This window comes from Cupriavidus sp. Agwp_2 (assembly GCF_040784895.1).
Classification (GTDB): domain Bacteria; phylum Pseudomonadota; class Gammaproteobacteria; order Burkholderiales; family Burkholderiaceae; genus Cupriavidus.
In genome coordinates this window covers 1,179,351-1,194,545 of sequence record NZ_CP088084.1, presented here as the reverse complement: position 1 = coordinate 1,194,545, position 15,195 = coordinate 1,179,351, and the positions used below count along the sequence as shown (strand labels likewise).

Here is a 15,195-nt window from a genome sequence, read left to right as displayed (position 1 = left end):
GTCATTTCTCCTCGGCCTTGGATACGTCCGGTAGGTGGTGCGCGATACCCTTGTGGCAGTCGATGCAGGTCTTTTCCTTGTTGGCCAGGTAGGTCGAGTGCATGGCCTGCGCGCGCGGGCTCTGCCGCGTGAAGTCCATTGACTGGTAGTCATGGCAGTTACGGCATTCCAGCGAATCGTTGGCCTTGAAGCGGGCCCATTCGTGCTGCGCCAGCGTGAGCCGGTGCGCCTGGAATTTCTCGCGCGTGTCGACGGTGCCGAAAATCTTGGCCCAGACCTCCTTGGACGCCTGCATCTTGCGCGCCATCTTGTCGGTCCAGTTGTGCGGCACGTGGCAGTCCGAGCATTTGGCGCGCACGCCGCTGCGGTTGGTGAAGTGAATGGTGCCCTGCAGTTCCTGATAGACGTTGTCGCGCATCTCGTGGCAGCCGGTGCAGAACTGCTCGGTGTTGGTCAGTTCCAGCGCGGTGTTGAACGCGCCCCAGAACACCAGGCCGGCAATAAAGCCGCCCAGCGTCAGGAAGCCCAGGCTGAAATACGCGCTGGGCCGGTTGATGGTCCGCCAGTAGCGCTTGAGCAGGTCGAGCATGGCGCGCATCCGCAATGAGGTTGTTGTCGGGGCCGGGCGCTGCTATTTGGCCGCTCCCTTGGTGTCGGCCGCTCCTTTGGCGCCGGGCTTGCGCTTGAGCATCTGCTCGACATCGATGAAGGTATTGCCCACCAGCGGCTTGGCGTCCGCCTGCGGCACGTGGCATTGCGTGCAGAAATAGCGGCGCGGCGACACATCGGCCAGCACGTTGTTGTCGCGGTCCATGTAATGCGTGATGCTGACCGGGATCGCCTGGGTTTCTTCGGTGCGGGTGCGCGCGTGGCAGAACATGCAGCGGTTGAAATCCTTGTCGACCTGGTAGCCGTCGATCTTGTGCGGGATCGTCGGCGGCTGCATGGTGTAGTTGCGGTTGCGGCGGATGTCCTTGTTCTCGGTCGGGTACATGATCGGGGCCTTCGATTCGTTGCCGATAGGCGTGTTCCCGCGCATGGCATCGACCAACCCTTGTTGCTGTTGCTGCTGCGCGCGCACCGGCAGCGGCAATGCCGCCAGGAGCCCCAGCAGCAGCGTGAGCAAGGCCAGCAGTGGCAGCCAGGATCGACTCGGTTTCATGGCGTCTCCTGTTGTATCGGCCGTGCTAGACCTTGACGATCTTGACCGCGCACTTCTTGAAGTCGGTCTGCAGCGAGATCGGGCAGGTCGCGTCCAGCGTTACCTTGTTGATCAGCTGGCTGGCGTCGAACCACGGCACGAACACCAGCCCGCGCGGCGGCGCGTCGCGCCCGCGGGTCTCCAGGCGTGAGCGCATGCGCCCGCGCCGCGACACCACTTCCACTTCCACGCCGCGCCGCAGGCCCATGGCCTTGGCATCTTCCGGATGCATGAACACCACCGCGTTGGGGAAGGCGCGGTACAGCTCGGGCACGCGGCGCGTCATCGAGCCGGAATGCCAGTGCTCCAGCACGCGGCCCGTGACCAGCCAGTACGGGTATTCCTTGTCGGGCGATTCGGCCGGCGGCTCGTAGGGCAGGGCGAAGATCACCGCCTTGCCGTCGGGGTGGCCGTAGAACTGGTAGCCGGTGCCGGCCTTGACATAGGGATCGCTGCCTTCGCGGTAGCGCCAGCGCGTTTCCTTGCCGTTGACGACCGGCCAGCGCAGGCCGCGCGCCTCATGGTAGGCGTTGAACGGCGCCAGGTCATGGCCGTGCCCGCGACCGAAGGTGGCGTATTCCTCGAACAGTCCCTTCTGCACATAGAAGCCGAAGGCCTTGGCCTCGGCGTTGTTGTACTCGGCGCTGACTTCCTTGAGCGGGAACTTGTCGACCTGCCCGTTGCGGTAGAGCACGTCGAACAGTGTCTTTCCGCGGTATTCCGGCTTCTTCGCGATCAGGTCGGCGGGCCAGACGTCCTCCACCTTGAAGCGCTTGGAGAACTCCATCAGCTGCCACAGGTCCGAGCGCGCCTCGCCGGGCGCATCGACCAGCTGGTGCCAGAACTGCGTGCGGCGCTCGGCATTGCCGTAGGCGCCTTCCTTCTCGACCCACATTGCGCTGGGCAGGATCAGGTCGGCGGCCAGCGCGGTGACGGTGGGGTAGGCATCTGACACCACGATGAAGTTGGCAGGATTGCGATAGCCCGGCAAGCCCTCTTCCATCAGGTTGGCCGCTGCCTGCATGTTGTTGTTGACCTGCACCCAGTACGCGTTGAGCTTGCCGTCCTTGAGCATGCGGTTCTGCAGCACGGCGTGGAAGCCCGGCTTGTCGGGGATGGTGCCCGCCGGCAGCTTCCAGATGCGCTCGGCTTCTTCGCGGTGCTTGGGATTGGTCACCACCATGTCGGCCGGCAGCCGGTGCGAGAAGGTGCCCACCTCGCGCGCGGTGCCGCACGCAGACGGCTGCCCGGTCAGCGAGAACGGGCTGTTGCCCGGCGTGGCGATCTTGCCGGTCAGCAGGTGCAGGTTGTAGACCATGTTGTTGGCCCAGCTGCCGCGCGTATGCTGGTTGAAGCCCATGGTCCACAGCGACATCACCTTGACGTTGGGATCGGCATAGAGCTCGGCAAGCTGGTCGAGCTTGGCCTTGGGCACGCCCGACAGCTTGCTGACGGTATCGGCGTCGTACTTGGCCACGAAGCGCGCGAAGTCGTCGAACGTGATCGGGCGCGAGGCGCCGGGATCGGCCGCGTTCTTGGCCGCCTTCTGCAGCGGATGCTCCGGACGCAGGCCGTAGCCGATGTTGGTCACGCCTTCCTTGAAGACCGTGTGCTTGTTGACGAAGTCCTTGTTGACCTTGTTGTTCTTGATGATGTAGTGGGCGATGTAGTTCATCATCGCCAGGTCGGTCTGCGGCGCGAAGATGATTGGGATGTCGGCCAGGTCGAAGGAACGGTGCGTAAAGGTGGACAGCACCGCCACGCGCGTCTTCGGGTGGCTCAGGCGCCGGTCGGTGATGCGGGTCCACAGGATAGGATGCATCTCGGCCATGTTCGAGCCCCACAGCACGAAGGCATCGGCGGCTTCGAAATCGTCGTAGCAGCCCATCGGCTCGTCCATGCCGAAGGTGCGCATGAAGCCCTGCACCGCGGAAGCCATGCAGTGCCGCGCGTTGGGGTCGATATTGTTGGAGCGGAAGCCGGCCTTGTACAGCTTGGACGCGGCATAGCCTTCCCACACGGTCCACTGGCCCGAACCGAACATGCCCACCGCGGTCGGGCCTTTCTCTTTCAGCACGCGCTTGAACTGCTGCTCCATCTCGTCAAAGGCCCGCTCCCACGTGACCGGCGCGAATTCGCCGTTCTTGTCGTACTTGCCGTTCTTCATGCGCAGCAGCGGCTTGGTCAGCCGGTCCTGGCCGTACATGATCTTCGACAGGAAATAGCCCTTGACGCAGTTCAGCCCCTTGTTGACCTCGGCCTGCGGGTCGCCATTCGTGGCGACGACCTTGTTGTCCCTGACCGCGACCGTGACCCCGCAGCCGGTGCCGCAGAAGCGGCACGGCGCCTTGGACCATTTCAGCTTGGTGGCCTCGCTGTCCGTGACAAAGTTGGCGGCGCCGGCCGGCAGCGTGACGCCGGCCACCGATGCCGTCGCGGCGACAGCGGTCTGCTTGATGAAATCGCGGCGTGAGATGTTCATCTTGCGCCCTCCTCGTAGATGGTCTCGCTCATGGCTTCGGCGTCTTCGTTGTGCTGGTAGACAAGCGCGGCCGACAGCACGCCGGGGAGCTGGTGGAGGTAGGTGAGGTTCGCGGCAATGGCGCGCGAGGTGGGCGCTTCGATGGTGACCACGAGCTTGCCGGCATCGCTGGCGGCGTGGACTTCGGCGCCGGTAATGGCTTCGATGGCGCTGCGTACCTGCGCCACGCTGGCCGGATGCGCATGCACGACGATGCCGGCAATATGCCACTCGTCGCTGGCGGGCAGCGGCTGGATGGGGATCGCACATCTGGCTGCGGGCATGCGGAAGCTCCGGTTCAATGCCGTTTCAGTCTGTGCTGCAGCTTGTTTTTATCTAAAAACATCGCGCCCATGGCGCGCCACGCGTTTAGTGCGTCGGGGGGCCGCTGACCAGCTGGGTCATCCAGACAATGAACCCATAGCCTGCCACGACGATGACGGACAACACCGGCACCATCACGGCGGTCAGGAACAGGAAGCTGCGCAGTTCTTCCTTCTTGCGCTGCGGATCGTGGACTTCCCCGGTTTCCATCATGGCTCGACGTAATCGGTGAACATGGTCAGGGCGATGCACCTGATGCGTAACACCATTAAAGGTAGCGCAGTCGAAGGTGTCAAGACTGCACTCGTGCGGCGTTCTGGCGGCTTGGGCAAGGCCTGATGCAATGTCCTACGCAATTAGCCCGCGCGCACGCGCCAGCGCGACCGCCTCGGTGCGGCTCTGCGCGCCCAGCTTGGCATGGATGCGGCGCAGATGCGACTTGACCGTCAGTTCCGAGACGAACAGCTTTTGCGCGATAACCCGATTGCGGTATCCCGCCGACAGCATGTGCAGCACCTCGAGTTCACGCGCGGTCAGCGGATCGGCCGATCCTGCCCTGGCCGTGGGCGGTTCGGCCGCCAGCGCGCTTGCCTGCGTACCGGCATCCGGGCCTTGCCCCAGCCGCGCCAGCAGGCTGGCCACGAACGGCGCCGCCACGCCCAGCGCCGCGGCTTGCTGCAGGTGCGTGGCGGCCCAGTCGCGCAGCAGCGCGGCCACGCGCTCGCCTTCGTCCAAAAAGCTGCGCACAAAGCCTTCATGGCTCGCCAGCCGCAGTGCCTCGGTGACATCCTGCAGTGCCGCCTCGCGCTGGCCCAGGCCGTCGAGAGCGGCGGCGCGCAGCAGGCGCAGGCGGATCAGGCGCCAGTAGCGCTGGTGCGCCAGCGCAGCGGCGATGGCGGGCTCAAGCAGATCGCGAGCCTGCGCGAACTCGCCTTGCGCGATGGCAAGGCGGCAGCGCGCCACGGTGGGCCGCTCGATATCGTTGGCGTGGCCGGCGGCGTCGTCGGCTTCCCAGGCGCCGTAGAGCTGCGCGGCACGCACCGCCTGCGCGGCGGCTTCTAGCCGGCCTTCCAGCGTGGCGACGCGCGCGCGCTCCAGCCATGCCGAGCACACCGCGCGCGCGACGTCGGCCTGCTGGCCGAGCTGCTCCAGCTCGGCCAGGCGCTGCAGCCACTGGCCGCGGTCGCCGCGCAACAGCGCCACGCGGGCGCTCAGCACGTGGCAGGCGATCAGTGCGTCGGGCGGGCCATTGCCCTTGCTGTACGGCAGCGCGTCGGCGAGCAGGCGCGCGGCTTCGTCGACGGCGTCGTGCTCGTACAGCGACTGCGCCCGGCAGATGTCGCTGGAAGGCTTGCCGCCAGTGACTTCGCCGGGCGCCGCGCTCCAGCCGCCCCAGCTGCCGCCGGAGGCTGCGCGAAAGCGCGCCAGCGCATTGCCGAGCCGGCCTTGCACCAGGTCGATCACGCCTTCCAGGCTGTCGGTGATGCCGCGCATCGGCAGCGGGCGTGGCGCGCGCTGCATGGCGCGCGACAGCACGCTGCGGGCCTCGTCGTAGCGGTGCGTGCAGATCAGCGCATAGGCCAGCGAGTTGGCCAGGATGCAGTACTGGAAGCTGTCATCGGGCGCGAGCCGGTGCAGGTGGGTTGCGGCGGCGTCGCGGCAGGCGTGGACCCGGTCGGCCATGGCCAGCACCACGCAGTGCAGTGTCTGCGCCTCGACGGCCAGGCCGGTATCGGCATCCGCTCCCTGCGCCAGGAAGGGCTCGACCGCCGCCATCGCCTCGCCGTGGCGGCGGTTGAGCAGGAGGGCCCAGGCGCGCGTCAGCGCCAGCGCGGGCTGCTGCGCCAGCGCCGCCGGTGCCACCTGGTCGAACCAGCGCAGCAGCAGCCGCACGCGGCCGGTGGCCAGCAGCGTGCCGGATTCGCTGGCGATCGCGGCCAGCGCCTCGTCGTGGTGGCCGGCCTGCAGCAGGTGATCCACGGCCGCCACCGGGTAGCCATTGGCCAGGTACCAGCGTGCGGCGGCAAGATGCAGCTGCGGCGCGCGGCCAGGTGCCTGCGCGGACAGCCGGTGCTGCAGGAAACTGGCGAATAGGCGGTGGTAGCGGTACCAGTTGCGCTCGGCATCAAGCGGGAACAGCAACAGGTTGGCGCGTTCGAGGTGATCGAGCATCTGGCGCGCGTCGCCGCGGCCGGTGAGCGCATCGCACAGCGGTGCGCTGAGCTGGCCGAGCACGCTGGTATCGAGCAGGAAGGCACGGCAGGCATCGGACTGCCGCGCCAGGATGTCTTCGGCAAGGAACTCGCCCAGCTCCAGGTGCGTGCCGGAAAACGCGGCGACAAAGGCCGCGTGGTCGCTGCGTTGCTGCAGCGACAGCGCCGCGAGGTAGATCGCGGTGGCCCAGCCCTCGGTGCCGCGATGCAGCGTGGCGATGTCGTGGTCGCGCAGCGGCAGGCCGCAGCGGTCGCGTAGCAGCCCGGAGGTCTCTTGTAGCGAAAAGCGCAGCGCCGCCGGTGCGATCTCCAGCAGCTGGCCCCGCGCGCGCAGCCGGCCCAGCCCGAGCTCCGGCGTCGCCCGGGACCCGGCCACCAGCGTGCCGCACGGCGGCAGCGCCGCGATCAGCTGCTGCAAAAAGTCGAGCGCGGGCGCGCCATGCAGCGTTTCGAGGTCATCCAGCACGATCGCGAACGGCTGTGATGCGTTGCCCACCCGCTCTAGCAGGGTATGCGCCAGCCGCGGCCCGCTGGCACCCGGCTCGGCAGTGCCCCCGCGCGGGCCGCGCAATGGCGCCAGGCCCGATTCCAGGTGCACCAGCAGGCGCTCCAGGTCGTTGTCGCCGGCATCCAGGCGCAGCCAGGCGACCGCGTGATGCTGCGCCGCGCAATGCGCGGCGTACTGCTGCATCAGCGTGGTCTTGCCGAAGCCGGCGGCGGCGCGCAGCACGATCACGCGTGCCGCGCGCGCCTCGGCCATCTGCGCCACCAGATGCGGGCGGTGCAGCATCGTCGCATGCGCCACCGGCGGGGCGAGCTTGGAGGCAAGGACGGCGGGCCGGGCCGGGACAGCACCGGAAGTGGCATGAAGGGCAGGCAGGTGCAAGGACGATCCTGGGGCGCCCGGAGCGCGGGCGGGGGCTGGAGTGGGGCCGATTCTTCCACGTGCCTCAGGGTTGCGTCCTAGTTCGTTTGGACGAATTTGGCCGCGGGCGGGATTTTGCTTCTTTCGATGGACGACACTGCCGCGCGCTGCGCCTAAAGTGGCCCGCACTCCCGCTGGGTGCGCAGCAGGGTTCAATACCGACACCTCCCCGGAGCGGCCCGCAGAGGCCGGCCGGCAGCGTGGCGCAGCACAGGTCGGCACGGGCGCTGTCCGGATGCCGCCGGCCCATGACAGGAAACCAAGGAGACAAGCAATGCAGCAAGGCAGGCGCAGGGTACTGCGGCAACTGGGTCTTGGCGTCGCGGGCGCGGCACTGGGAGGCACCGGCTGGACGGCACGCGCGCAGGGCGCGGCCTACCCGGGGCGCACGGTGCGTATCGTGATGCCGTACGCCGCGGGCGGCACCGGCGACGTGGCCGCGCGCGCCATCGCCGATGGCCTGGCCAAGGCGTGGGGCAAGGCGGTGGTGGTCGACAACCGGCCCGGCGCCGGCGGCATGATCGGTGCCGACATGGTGGCCAAGGCCGACCCCGACGGCTATACGCTGCTGTTCGCGCTGACCGGGCTGGTGCAGGCGCCCAGCCTCTATACCAAGGCCACCTTCAACCCGGTGCGCGACTTCGCGCCGATCTCGGAACTGGCGACGTCGCACCTCGCGCTGGTGGTGCAGCCGGACGTGCCCGCGGCCAATGTCAGGCAACTGGTCGACTACATCCGCAAGCTTGGCAAGCCGCTGCCGTACGGTTCGTACGGGCTGGGTTCGAGCGGGCACCTCTACATGGAGATCTTCGGCCGCAACGCGGGCGTGCAGCTGACCCACGTGCCTTACAAGGGCGAGGGGCCGATGCTCAACGACCTGCTCGGCGGCCAGCTGCCTGCCGGCATGGTGGCCGCGGTGTCGGCGCGCCAGCATGCGCGCACCGGCAAGCTCAAGGTGATCGCCGTTGCCGGGCACGCGCGCTCGCCGCTGCTGCCCGACGTGCCGACGTTCCAGGAGGGCGGCGTGCCGGGCCTGGAGCGGCAGGGATGGATCGGCCTGTTCGCGCCGACGGGAACGCCACGCGCCATCGTCGACAAGGTGTCGGTCGACGTCAATCGCGTGCTGACCAACGCCGAGCTGCGCGCGCGCATGGTCGAACTTGGCATCTCGCTGAAGGGGTCATCGCCGGCGGCGTTCACCGAGGTGGTGAAGCAGGAGCAGGCCTACTGGGCCGAGGCGATCCGCGCCTCCGATATCCGGCTCGATTGAACGAAAGAACGGGCGGCCGTGCCGCCCGTGTGACACGCCTACTGGTAAGTCACCACCATCACGTAGCCGTCCGGCTTGCCGCGCCGCCCGCCAAGCAGGCTGCGGAACACCGGCTCCACGCGCATCTTTGCCGTGGCGACATGCGCATGCGCGCTGGCGCGCACCGGCTTCATCGGCACTGGCGCCGAGACCGTCCGTCCCGATGCATCGATGCAGCGCGCCTGCACTTGTGTCGCCGCAGGCGCGAAGCCGCATGACGGATTGGCGATGGCGCCGCGAAACCTGATCGTGCCCGTTTGCGCCGCCGCGATGCCGGCCAGCGCCAGCGCCAGGACTCCACCCGCTATCAGCTGCCCGGTGATGCCGGGAACTGCCCCGCTTCGTTTCATTGATCTCATGTCATCACTCCGCTGTCGGTGTGGTGCGGATGCAAGCCCCCGAGCAATGCGGTGCTGCCACTGCACGACTGGAAGGGACAGTACATGCGCCGCTTGATGATAGTGGCCGCAATAGCCGTTTCCAGAGATTTGGAACAATGCTGTGACTATTGTTCCGGCGAGCGGAGCGCAGGGCGCGAAGGCGCCCTGGGCGGGTTCAGCCAGCCTCGCCAGTGCCTTGCCGCAGGATCAGGCGCGAGCGTGCGAAACCGGCGTGCGTGCGCAGCGCCTGCATCAGCTGCTCGGATGGCACGCGGTCGAGATCGGTTACCACATAGCCGGTGGTGCCGCGCGTCTGCAGGTGCTGGCCGGTAATGTTGACCCCTTCCTGCGCCAGCAGCGTATTGAGCGCGGCCAGCGCGCCCGGCGCGTTGCCATGCACGTTGAGCAGTCGCGCCGGTGCCTGCAGCGGGCCCGGATCGACCTCGGGGAAGTTCACCGCGCCGATGGTGCCGCCGGTCGCGAGGAAGTGCGCCAGCTTGGCCGCGACCTCGGCGCCGATATTCTCCTGCGCCTCTTCGGTGCTGCCGCCGACGTGCGGGGTCAGCAGGACGTTGGGCAGGTTCTGCAGCTCGCTCACGAAGGGATCATTGTTGGTCTTGGGCTCCTGCGGGAACACGTCGATGGCAGCGCCGCCGAGGCGCTTTTCGCGCAGCGCCTCGGCCAGCGCGGCAATGTCGACCACGCTGCCGCGCGAGGCATTGATCAGGATCGCGCCGGGCTTGAACGCGGCCAGCACGCTGGCATCGATCATGTTCTTCGTGCGCGGCGTGGCCGGGACGTGCAGCGTCACGACCTCGGCCTGCGACACCGCTTCCTCGAGCGAGCCCGCGGCACGCGCGGAGCCGTGCGACAGCCGCGCCAGCACGTCGTAGTAGACCACGCGCATGCCCATCGACTCGGCCAGCACGCCGACCTGCGAGCCGATATTGCCGTAGCCGACGATGGCGATGGTCTTGCCGCGCGCCTCGAAGGCGCCGCTGGCCCCTTTGGCCCACTTGCCGGCATGCGCCAGCGTGTTTTTCTCGGGGATCCGGCGCAGCAGCATCACCGCTTCGGACACCACCAGTTCGGCCACCGAGCGCGTGTTGGAAAAGGGCGCGTTGAATACCGGGATGCCGGCGTGCGTGGCGGCCTCCAGGTCGACCTGCGAGGTGCCGATGCAGAAGCAGCCGATCGACAGCAGGCCCGGGGCGCTGCGGATATCGTCGCCGCGCAGGTGCGTGGCCGAGCGGATGCCGACCACATCGTGGCTGGCCAGCACTTCGCGCAATTCAGGTCCGGCCAGTGCGCCGGCACGGCGCTCGACCTGAAGGCCGGCTTCAGCCAGCCGTGCGTTGGCGCTCTGGTGGATGTTCTCGAGCAGGATTGCAGTGGTCACGTTCGTTTTCCGCCTGGAGGGATGGGTATACCCTCCATTCTGCGCGCAAAACGGCACGGGCCCCGGGGAGTCCCTGCTGCCGGCAATGACACCGGCAATGACACCGGCATTGGCACCGCCGTGCCGGGGGCAATGGGCCCGTGCGTTGCCCCGTGCCGGTTCAGCGCGAGCGGCGCGAGTCGCCGCCGAGCGGGTCGACGATGATCATGGTCTGGCGCAGCACCCCGCCGTCATCGAAGTAGGCGCTGAAATGCGCGCTCTGCAGTCCGTCCTTGTACATCCGCCACGACCACGCTTCGCGCTTCATCAGGGGGTAGTACTGGATGGGTTCGCGGGGCAGGCCGAAATGCTCCTGCATGTCTTTCTTGGTCCAGACATTGACCTGGGCACGGTAGACCTCCGTTTCGGTCAGCATCTGGCGGTAGCTGGTGAGCCTGCCGCCGGCATCGAAATCGGCGGCGTAGACCTCATGCCCGAAGGGCTGGCGCGACCACAGCCAGCGGGTGGTGCCGTTGGCCAGGCGGAAGGTCTCGGTGGGTGGCCCGAAAGTCTGTTGTACGGCACTTTCCGGGCTGCCGATCAACTTCTGGCCGGTCTGTACGGGCTGCAGCGTGGCGCAGCCCCCCAGCGTGCCGGCCAGCCATGCGGCCGCGCAAAGGCGGCCGGCCAGCCGAAGTTGCATGCGAAGCTGCATGGCGTTCTCCTGCGGGCGTCATGCCCGCATCCGCCATTCTCCGGCCAGTGCGATGGCCGGCGCAACAGGTGCCCGGTACGTGGGGACGCCGGGCGCTGCCGTGACGATCAGCAGCGGCCTTTCTTGGCCTGTCCCGGAGGGCAGAAGGACTCGTTGCCGTACTGGTCGACGCGGCAGTTGCCCTTCTTGGCTTGGCCCGGCGGGCAGCCGGGACCGGCGCCGCCGCCGTAGCTGTCATACGGGGCAACCACGCAGCCGCCGAGCAGGGCGCTACAGGCGACGAGCAGGGCCAGGACGGATTTCATCGATTTCTCCTTGTTGTGGGGATCCAAATGCGCACGAGGATAATGCGTCGACCTGTCGTCAATTGTAAGGAATGGTGAATAGGCGAGCCGCTCCCGGCGCCGGGCATGGCGCCTCGGATGCGTGCGGGAATATCCGGGCCGCGTTAGGGCAGGTGCCGGCCCGGCAGCCGGGCGGGCGGCGCGCCGGTTGGACGGACTGCCTGGCCCGCGGTGCCTTGCCGGCGTGCCAGCCCGGTCCTGGCCTGGCCGGACGCGCGAGGCGCAGTCAGCCGGCGTTCGCCGTCGATGCGCTCCCCCGGCGCGGAGAATGCCCCGATCCTGACAGGCTCGCCCATGCCGCCGGTAACGTGCTGCGCATGGGCGATGCCTGAGGCCGCAGCGAGCAGCGCGGCGGCAACGAGGGGAAGGGCGGGGAGGCGGTGCATGGGAAGTTCCGGTCGTCGGTGCCGTACGGCGCGCGGCAGACGGATGTGTCGCGGCATCGTGCGGGCCACGGGAGCATAGTCGAGCTCCCGGTCCGCGGGTGTAATCGATTGTTAATCGGCGGCCAGGTTCGTGTGTGAAGGCTGGCCACCGGCCCGCTAGCTCGCCGCGCCGTGCGCCGCCAGTACCGGGTCGCCCTCGATCGCCGTCGAAGGCTTGCCGTCCGGCCCCACCGGCACATCGCCCACCAGCGTCACGCGGTACAGCTCGCGGTCGAAATCGAGGTCGAAGATATCGGACGGCGCCAGGTGCGCGGTGGCGCGGTTGTCCCAGAATGCAACGCTGTTTGAGGTGTTCGGCGCGTTTTCGTCATCAGTCATCCTATGACATTGAGCAAATCACACCAAGAGGATCTGAGCAGGGATAACGGTTTACGCCGGCCAAATTTGCGGAGGTAAGGGGCACCATATGGCACATCGCGCACCAGATAGCTTGACGATACCGGGGTAATCCCCAGCACAATCTTTGCCGTAACCTCGTAAAATGTTGTACGACAACGTATTACGTTAGCCCTGCGGAGACCCAAGATGCGCGAGAACCGGATCCGGAAGATGTGGGCGGCAGGCCAGGCCGTGGTCAATGGCTGGCTGTCCATCCCCAGTGCCTTTGCCGCCGAGACCATGGCCCACCAGGGCTGGGACTCGCTGACCGTCGACCTGCAGCACGGCGCGCTCGACTATGCCGATGCCCTGGCGCTGCTGACCGCGATCTCGACCACGGACACCGTGCCGGTCGTGCGCGTTCCGTGGAACGAGCCCGGCATCCTGATGAAGGTGCTCGACGCCGGCGCATACGGCGTGATCTGCCCGATGGTCAACACCCGCGCCGATGCCGAGCGCCTGGTGGCCGCCACGCGCTACCCGCCGCTGGGCGCGCGCAGCTTCGGGCCGATCCGCGGGCTGCTGTATGGCGGCGCCGACTACGCGCAGCATGCCAATGACACCGTGGTGGTGCTGGCGATGATCGAGACCCGGCAGGGGCTGGAAAACCTGGACGAGATCCTGTCGGTCGACGGGCTCGACGGCGTCTATATCGGCCCGTCCGACCTGTCGCTCGCGCTGGGCTGCCGGCCTACCTTCGATGACGTCGACCCGCCCGTGGCACAGGCGATCGAGCACGTGGTGGCCCGTGCCAGGGCGAAGGGGCGGGTCGCGGGCGTTCATAACGGCGCGCCGGCGGCCGCATTGCGCCGCATCGGGCAAGGCTTCAGCTTCGTCACGGTGGGCTCCGATGCGCGGCTGATGGCCGCGGGCGCGCAGCAGGTCATGGCCGAGATGCGCGCCGGACAGTCACAGCAGACCGCAGCACCGGCGCCCGACAGCGGCGGCTACTAAGCCCGCCTGGCTACATACAACACCGAACCGTACCGAACGCAAGGAGAGCAAAACGTGAAACTCGGATTCATTGGTCTTGGCATCATGGGCAGCCCGATGGCGCAGAACCTGATCGCCGGCGGGCATGAAGTCAGGCTGTCGAGCCGCAGTGGCGCGCCGCAGGCGCTGGTGGACCTGGGCGGCATCGCCTGCGCGTCGGGCCGCGAAGTGGCGCAGGGCGCCGACGTCATCTTCCTGATGGTGCCCGACACCCCGCACGTGGAAGCGGCACTGTTCGGCGAAGACGGCATCGCCGCTGGCCTGGGCGAGGGCAAGACCGTGGTCGACATGAGCTCGATCTCGCCGATCGCCACCAAGGAATTCGCCAGCCGCATCAATGCGCTGGGCTGCCAGTACCTCGATGCGCCGGTGTCCGGCGGCGAGGTCGGTGCGCGCAACGGCACGCTCTCGATCATGGTGGGCGGGCCCGAAGCCACCTTCGAGGCCGTGCGGCCGCTGTTCGAGCTGATGGGCAAGAACATCACGCTGGTCGGCGACAACGGCGCCGGCCAGACCGCCAAGGTCGCCAACCAGATCATCGTGGCGCTGAACATCGAGGCCGTGGCCGAGGCGCTGCTGTTCGCAGCCAAGGCCGGCGCCGACCCGGCGCGCGTGCGCCAGGCGCTGATGGGCGGCTTTGCCTCGTCCAAGGTGCTGGAGGTGCATGGCGAACGCATGATCAAGCGCACCTTCGAGCCCGGCTTCCGCATCGGGCTGCACCAGAAAGACCTGAACCTCGCGCTGTCCAATGCGCGCGAAATGGGCCTGTCGCTGCCCAATACGGCGACCTGCCAGGAGCTGTTCAACGCGTGCGTGAGCCATGGCGGCGCTGGCTGGGACCATTCCGCAATGGTGCGCGCGCTGGAGCTGATGGCCAACCACGAAATCGGATCCTGAACATGACTGCAACCACGACCTCCAGCCAACCCGCCGACAGCATCGCCTGGATCCGGCTGTCTTCCAGCTACCTGCCGCTGGCCACGCCGATCAGCGACGCCAAGGTGCTGACCGGCCGGCAGAAGCCGATGACCGAGGTGGCGATCCTGTTCGCCGAGATCCGCACCGCCAACGGCCACGAGGGGCTGGGCTTCAGCTACAGCAAGCGCGCAGGCGGCCCCGGCCAGTTCGCGCACGCGGCGGAGATTGCGCCGGCGCTGATCGGCGAGGATCCGAGCGATATCGCGCGGCTGTGGGACAAGCTGTGCTGGGCGGGCGCTTCGGTTGGCCGCAGCGGCCTGTCGACGCAGGCCATCGGTGCCTTCGACGTGGCGCTGTGGGACCTTAAGGCCCGGCGCGCCGGCCTGTCGCTGGCCAAGCTGCTGGGCGCTCATCGCGATGCGGTGCGCTGCTACAACACCTCGGGCGGTTTCCTGCATACCCCGCTGGACCAGTTGATGGTCAATGCCGCGGCGTCGGTCGAGCGCGGCATCGGCGGCATCAAGCTCAAGGTGGGCCAGCCCGACGGCGCGCTCGATATCAAGCGCGTGGCCGCGGTGCGCGAGCACCTGGGCGACGCGGTGCCGATCATGGTCGACGCCAACCAGCAATGGGACCGCCCGACCGCGCAGCGCATGTGCCGCACCTTTGAATCGTTCAACCTGGTGTGGATCGAAGAGCCGCTCGACGCCTACGACCACGAGGGCCACGCCGCGCTGGCGACGCAGTTCGACACCCCGATCGCCACCGGCGAAATGCTGACCAGCGCCGCCGAGCACTGGGACCTGATCCGCCACCGCGCCGCCGACTACCTGATGCCCGATGCGCCGCGGGTAGGGGGCATCACGCCCTTCCTCAAGGTGGCGGCGCTGGCCGAGCACGCAGGCCTGATGCTCGCGCCGCATTTTGCGATGGAGCTGCACGTGCACCTTGCCGCGGCGTATCCGCGCGAGCCGTGGGTCGAGCATTTCGACTGGCTCGAGCCGCTGTTCAACGAGCGCCTGCAGATCAGCAACGGCCGCATCCAGGTGCCGACCGCGCCGGGGCTGGGCCTGAGCCTAAGCGAACAGGCCAGGGCCTGGACGCGCCAGCAGGCGGAATTCGGCCAGCAGCCGTAAGCCGCAAGCACGAC

Annotated in this window: 15 protein-coding genes and 1 pseudogene; 4 read left to right on the top strand and 12 right to left on the bottom strand. The window is 67.9% G+C overall.

What is annotated here, in order from left to right; translation table 11 throughout:
* Position 1 precedes the first annotated feature (1 nt).
* The 6 genes from LPA45_RS23200 to LPA45_RS23175 form a co-directional block, all read right to left on the bottom strand.
* Positions 2–589, bottom strand: a complete 588-nt coding sequence (locus LPA45_RS23200) for a cytochrome c3 family protein (protein WP_116319902.1) — start codon at positions 587–589, stop codon at positions 2–4.
* Between the two features lie 42 nt (positions 590–631).
* Positions 632–1,162: a nitrate reductase cytochrome c-type subunit gene (locus LPA45_RS23195; RefSeq protein ID WP_317923577.1), complete on the bottom strand. Its 531-nt coding sequence runs from the start codon at positions 1,160–1,162 to the stop codon at positions 632–634.
* Between the two features lie 25 nt (positions 1,163–1,187).
* On the bottom strand, positions 1,188–3,683 hold the full coding sequence (gene napA / locus LPA45_RS23190; RefSeq protein ID WP_116319837.1) for a periplasmic nitrate reductase subunit alpha: 2,496 nt from the start codon (positions 3,681–3,683) through the stop codon (positions 1,188–1,190).
* Positions 3,680–4,006 (bottom strand): chaperone NapD, encoded by a 327-nt coding sequence (locus tag LPA45_RS23185; protein ID WP_116319836.1) that lies wholly within the window; start codon positions 4,004–4,006, stop codon positions 3,680–3,682. The genes napA and LPA45_RS23185 overlap by 4 nt, the downstream gene beginning before the upstream one ends.
* Positions 4,007–4,091: 85 nt before the next feature.
* Positions 4,092–4,256 (bottom strand): periplasmic nitrate reductase, NapE protein, encoded by a 165-nt coding sequence (gene napE, locus LPA45_RS23180; protein ID WP_029044694.1) that lies wholly within the window; start codon positions 4,254–4,256, stop codon positions 4,092–4,094.
* Positions 4,257–4,394: 138 nt separating this feature from the next.
* The gene (locus tag LPA45_RS23175; protein ID WP_317923579.1) at positions 4,395–7,145 is read right to left on the bottom strand and encodes a LuxR C-terminal-related transcriptional regulator; all 2,751 of its coding nucleotides are present in this window, start codon (positions 7,143–7,145) and stop codon (positions 4,395–4,397) included.
* 313 nt (positions 7,146–7,458) lie between these two features.
* On the opposite strand from LPA45_RS23175, the gene LPA45_RS23170 reads away from it, so the two are divergent.
* A complete protein-coding gene (locus tag LPA45_RS23170; protein WP_116319834.1) occupies positions 7,459–8,454 on the top strand; it encodes a tripartite tricarboxylate transporter substrate binding protein in 996 nt (331 codons plus the stop codon).
* A gap of 38 nt (positions 8,455–8,492) precedes the next feature.
* Here the strand turns inward: LPA45_RS23170 and LPA45_RS23165 are convergent, their stop codons facing one another.
* The 6 genes and pseudogenes from LPA45_RS23165 to LPA45_RS23140 form a co-directional block, all read right to left on the bottom strand.
* Positions 8,493–8,852: a hypothetical protein gene (locus LPA45_RS23165; RefSeq protein ID WP_116319833.1), complete on the bottom strand. Its 360-nt coding sequence runs from the start codon at positions 8,850–8,852 to the stop codon at positions 8,493–8,495.
* 196 nt (positions 8,853–9,048) lie between these two features.
* Positions 9,049–10,272: a phosphoglycerate dehydrogenase gene (gene serA, locus LPA45_RS23160; RefSeq protein WP_116319832.1), complete on the bottom strand. Its 1,224-nt coding sequence runs from the start codon at positions 10,270–10,272 to the stop codon at positions 9,049–9,051.
* Positions 10,273–10,432: 160 nt separating this feature from the next.
* On the bottom strand, positions 10,433–10,954 hold the full coding sequence (locus tag LPA45_RS23155) for a hypothetical protein (RefSeq protein WP_116319901.1): 522 nt from the start codon (positions 10,952–10,954) through the stop codon (positions 10,433–10,435).
* Between the two features lie 119 nt (positions 10,955–11,073).
* Positions 11,074–11,271, bottom strand: a complete 198-nt coding sequence (locus LPA45_RS23150) for a hypothetical protein (RefSeq protein ID WP_116319831.1) — start codon at positions 11,269–11,271, stop codon at positions 11,074–11,076.
* Between the two features lie 143 nt (positions 11,272–11,414).
* Entirely contained in the window at positions 11,415–11,696 is a 282-nt protein-coding gene (locus LPA45_RS23145) for a hypothetical protein (RefSeq protein ID WP_116319830.1), read from the bottom strand.
* Between the two features lie 156 nt (positions 11,697–11,852).
* Positions 11,853–12,038: pseudogene (locus tag LPA45_RS23140) on the bottom strand (TauD/TfdA family dioxygenase); the annotation flags it as partial.
* A 243-nt stretch (positions 12,039–12,281) separates the two neighbouring features.
* Here LPA45_RS23140 and LPA45_RS23135 point away from each other — a divergent pair.
* From LPA45_RS23135 to LPA45_RS23125, 3 genes are all read left to right on the top strand, one after another.
* Positions 12,282–13,088 carry an HpcH/HpaI aldolase/citrate lyase family protein gene (locus LPA45_RS23135; RefSeq protein WP_116319829.1) on the top strand — a complete coding sequence of 269 codons (807 nt, stop codon included), beginning with the start codon at positions 12,282–12,284 and terminating at the stop codon, positions 13,086–13,088.
* An 84-nt stretch (positions 13,089–13,172) separates the two neighbouring features.
* On the top strand, positions 13,173–14,024 hold the full coding sequence (locus LPA45_RS23130; RefSeq protein ID WP_233528143.1) for a 2-hydroxy-3-oxopropionate reductase: 852 nt from the start codon (positions 13,173–13,175) through the stop codon (positions 14,022–14,024).
* 2 nt (positions 14,025–14,026) lie between these two features.
* On the top strand, positions 14,027–15,181 hold the full coding sequence (locus LPA45_RS23125; RefSeq protein ID WP_116319827.1) for a mandelate racemase/muconate lactonizing enzyme family protein: 1,155 nt from the start codon (positions 14,027–14,029) through the stop codon (positions 15,179–15,181).
* The last annotated feature ends 14 nt before the right edge of the window (positions 15,182–15,195 follow it).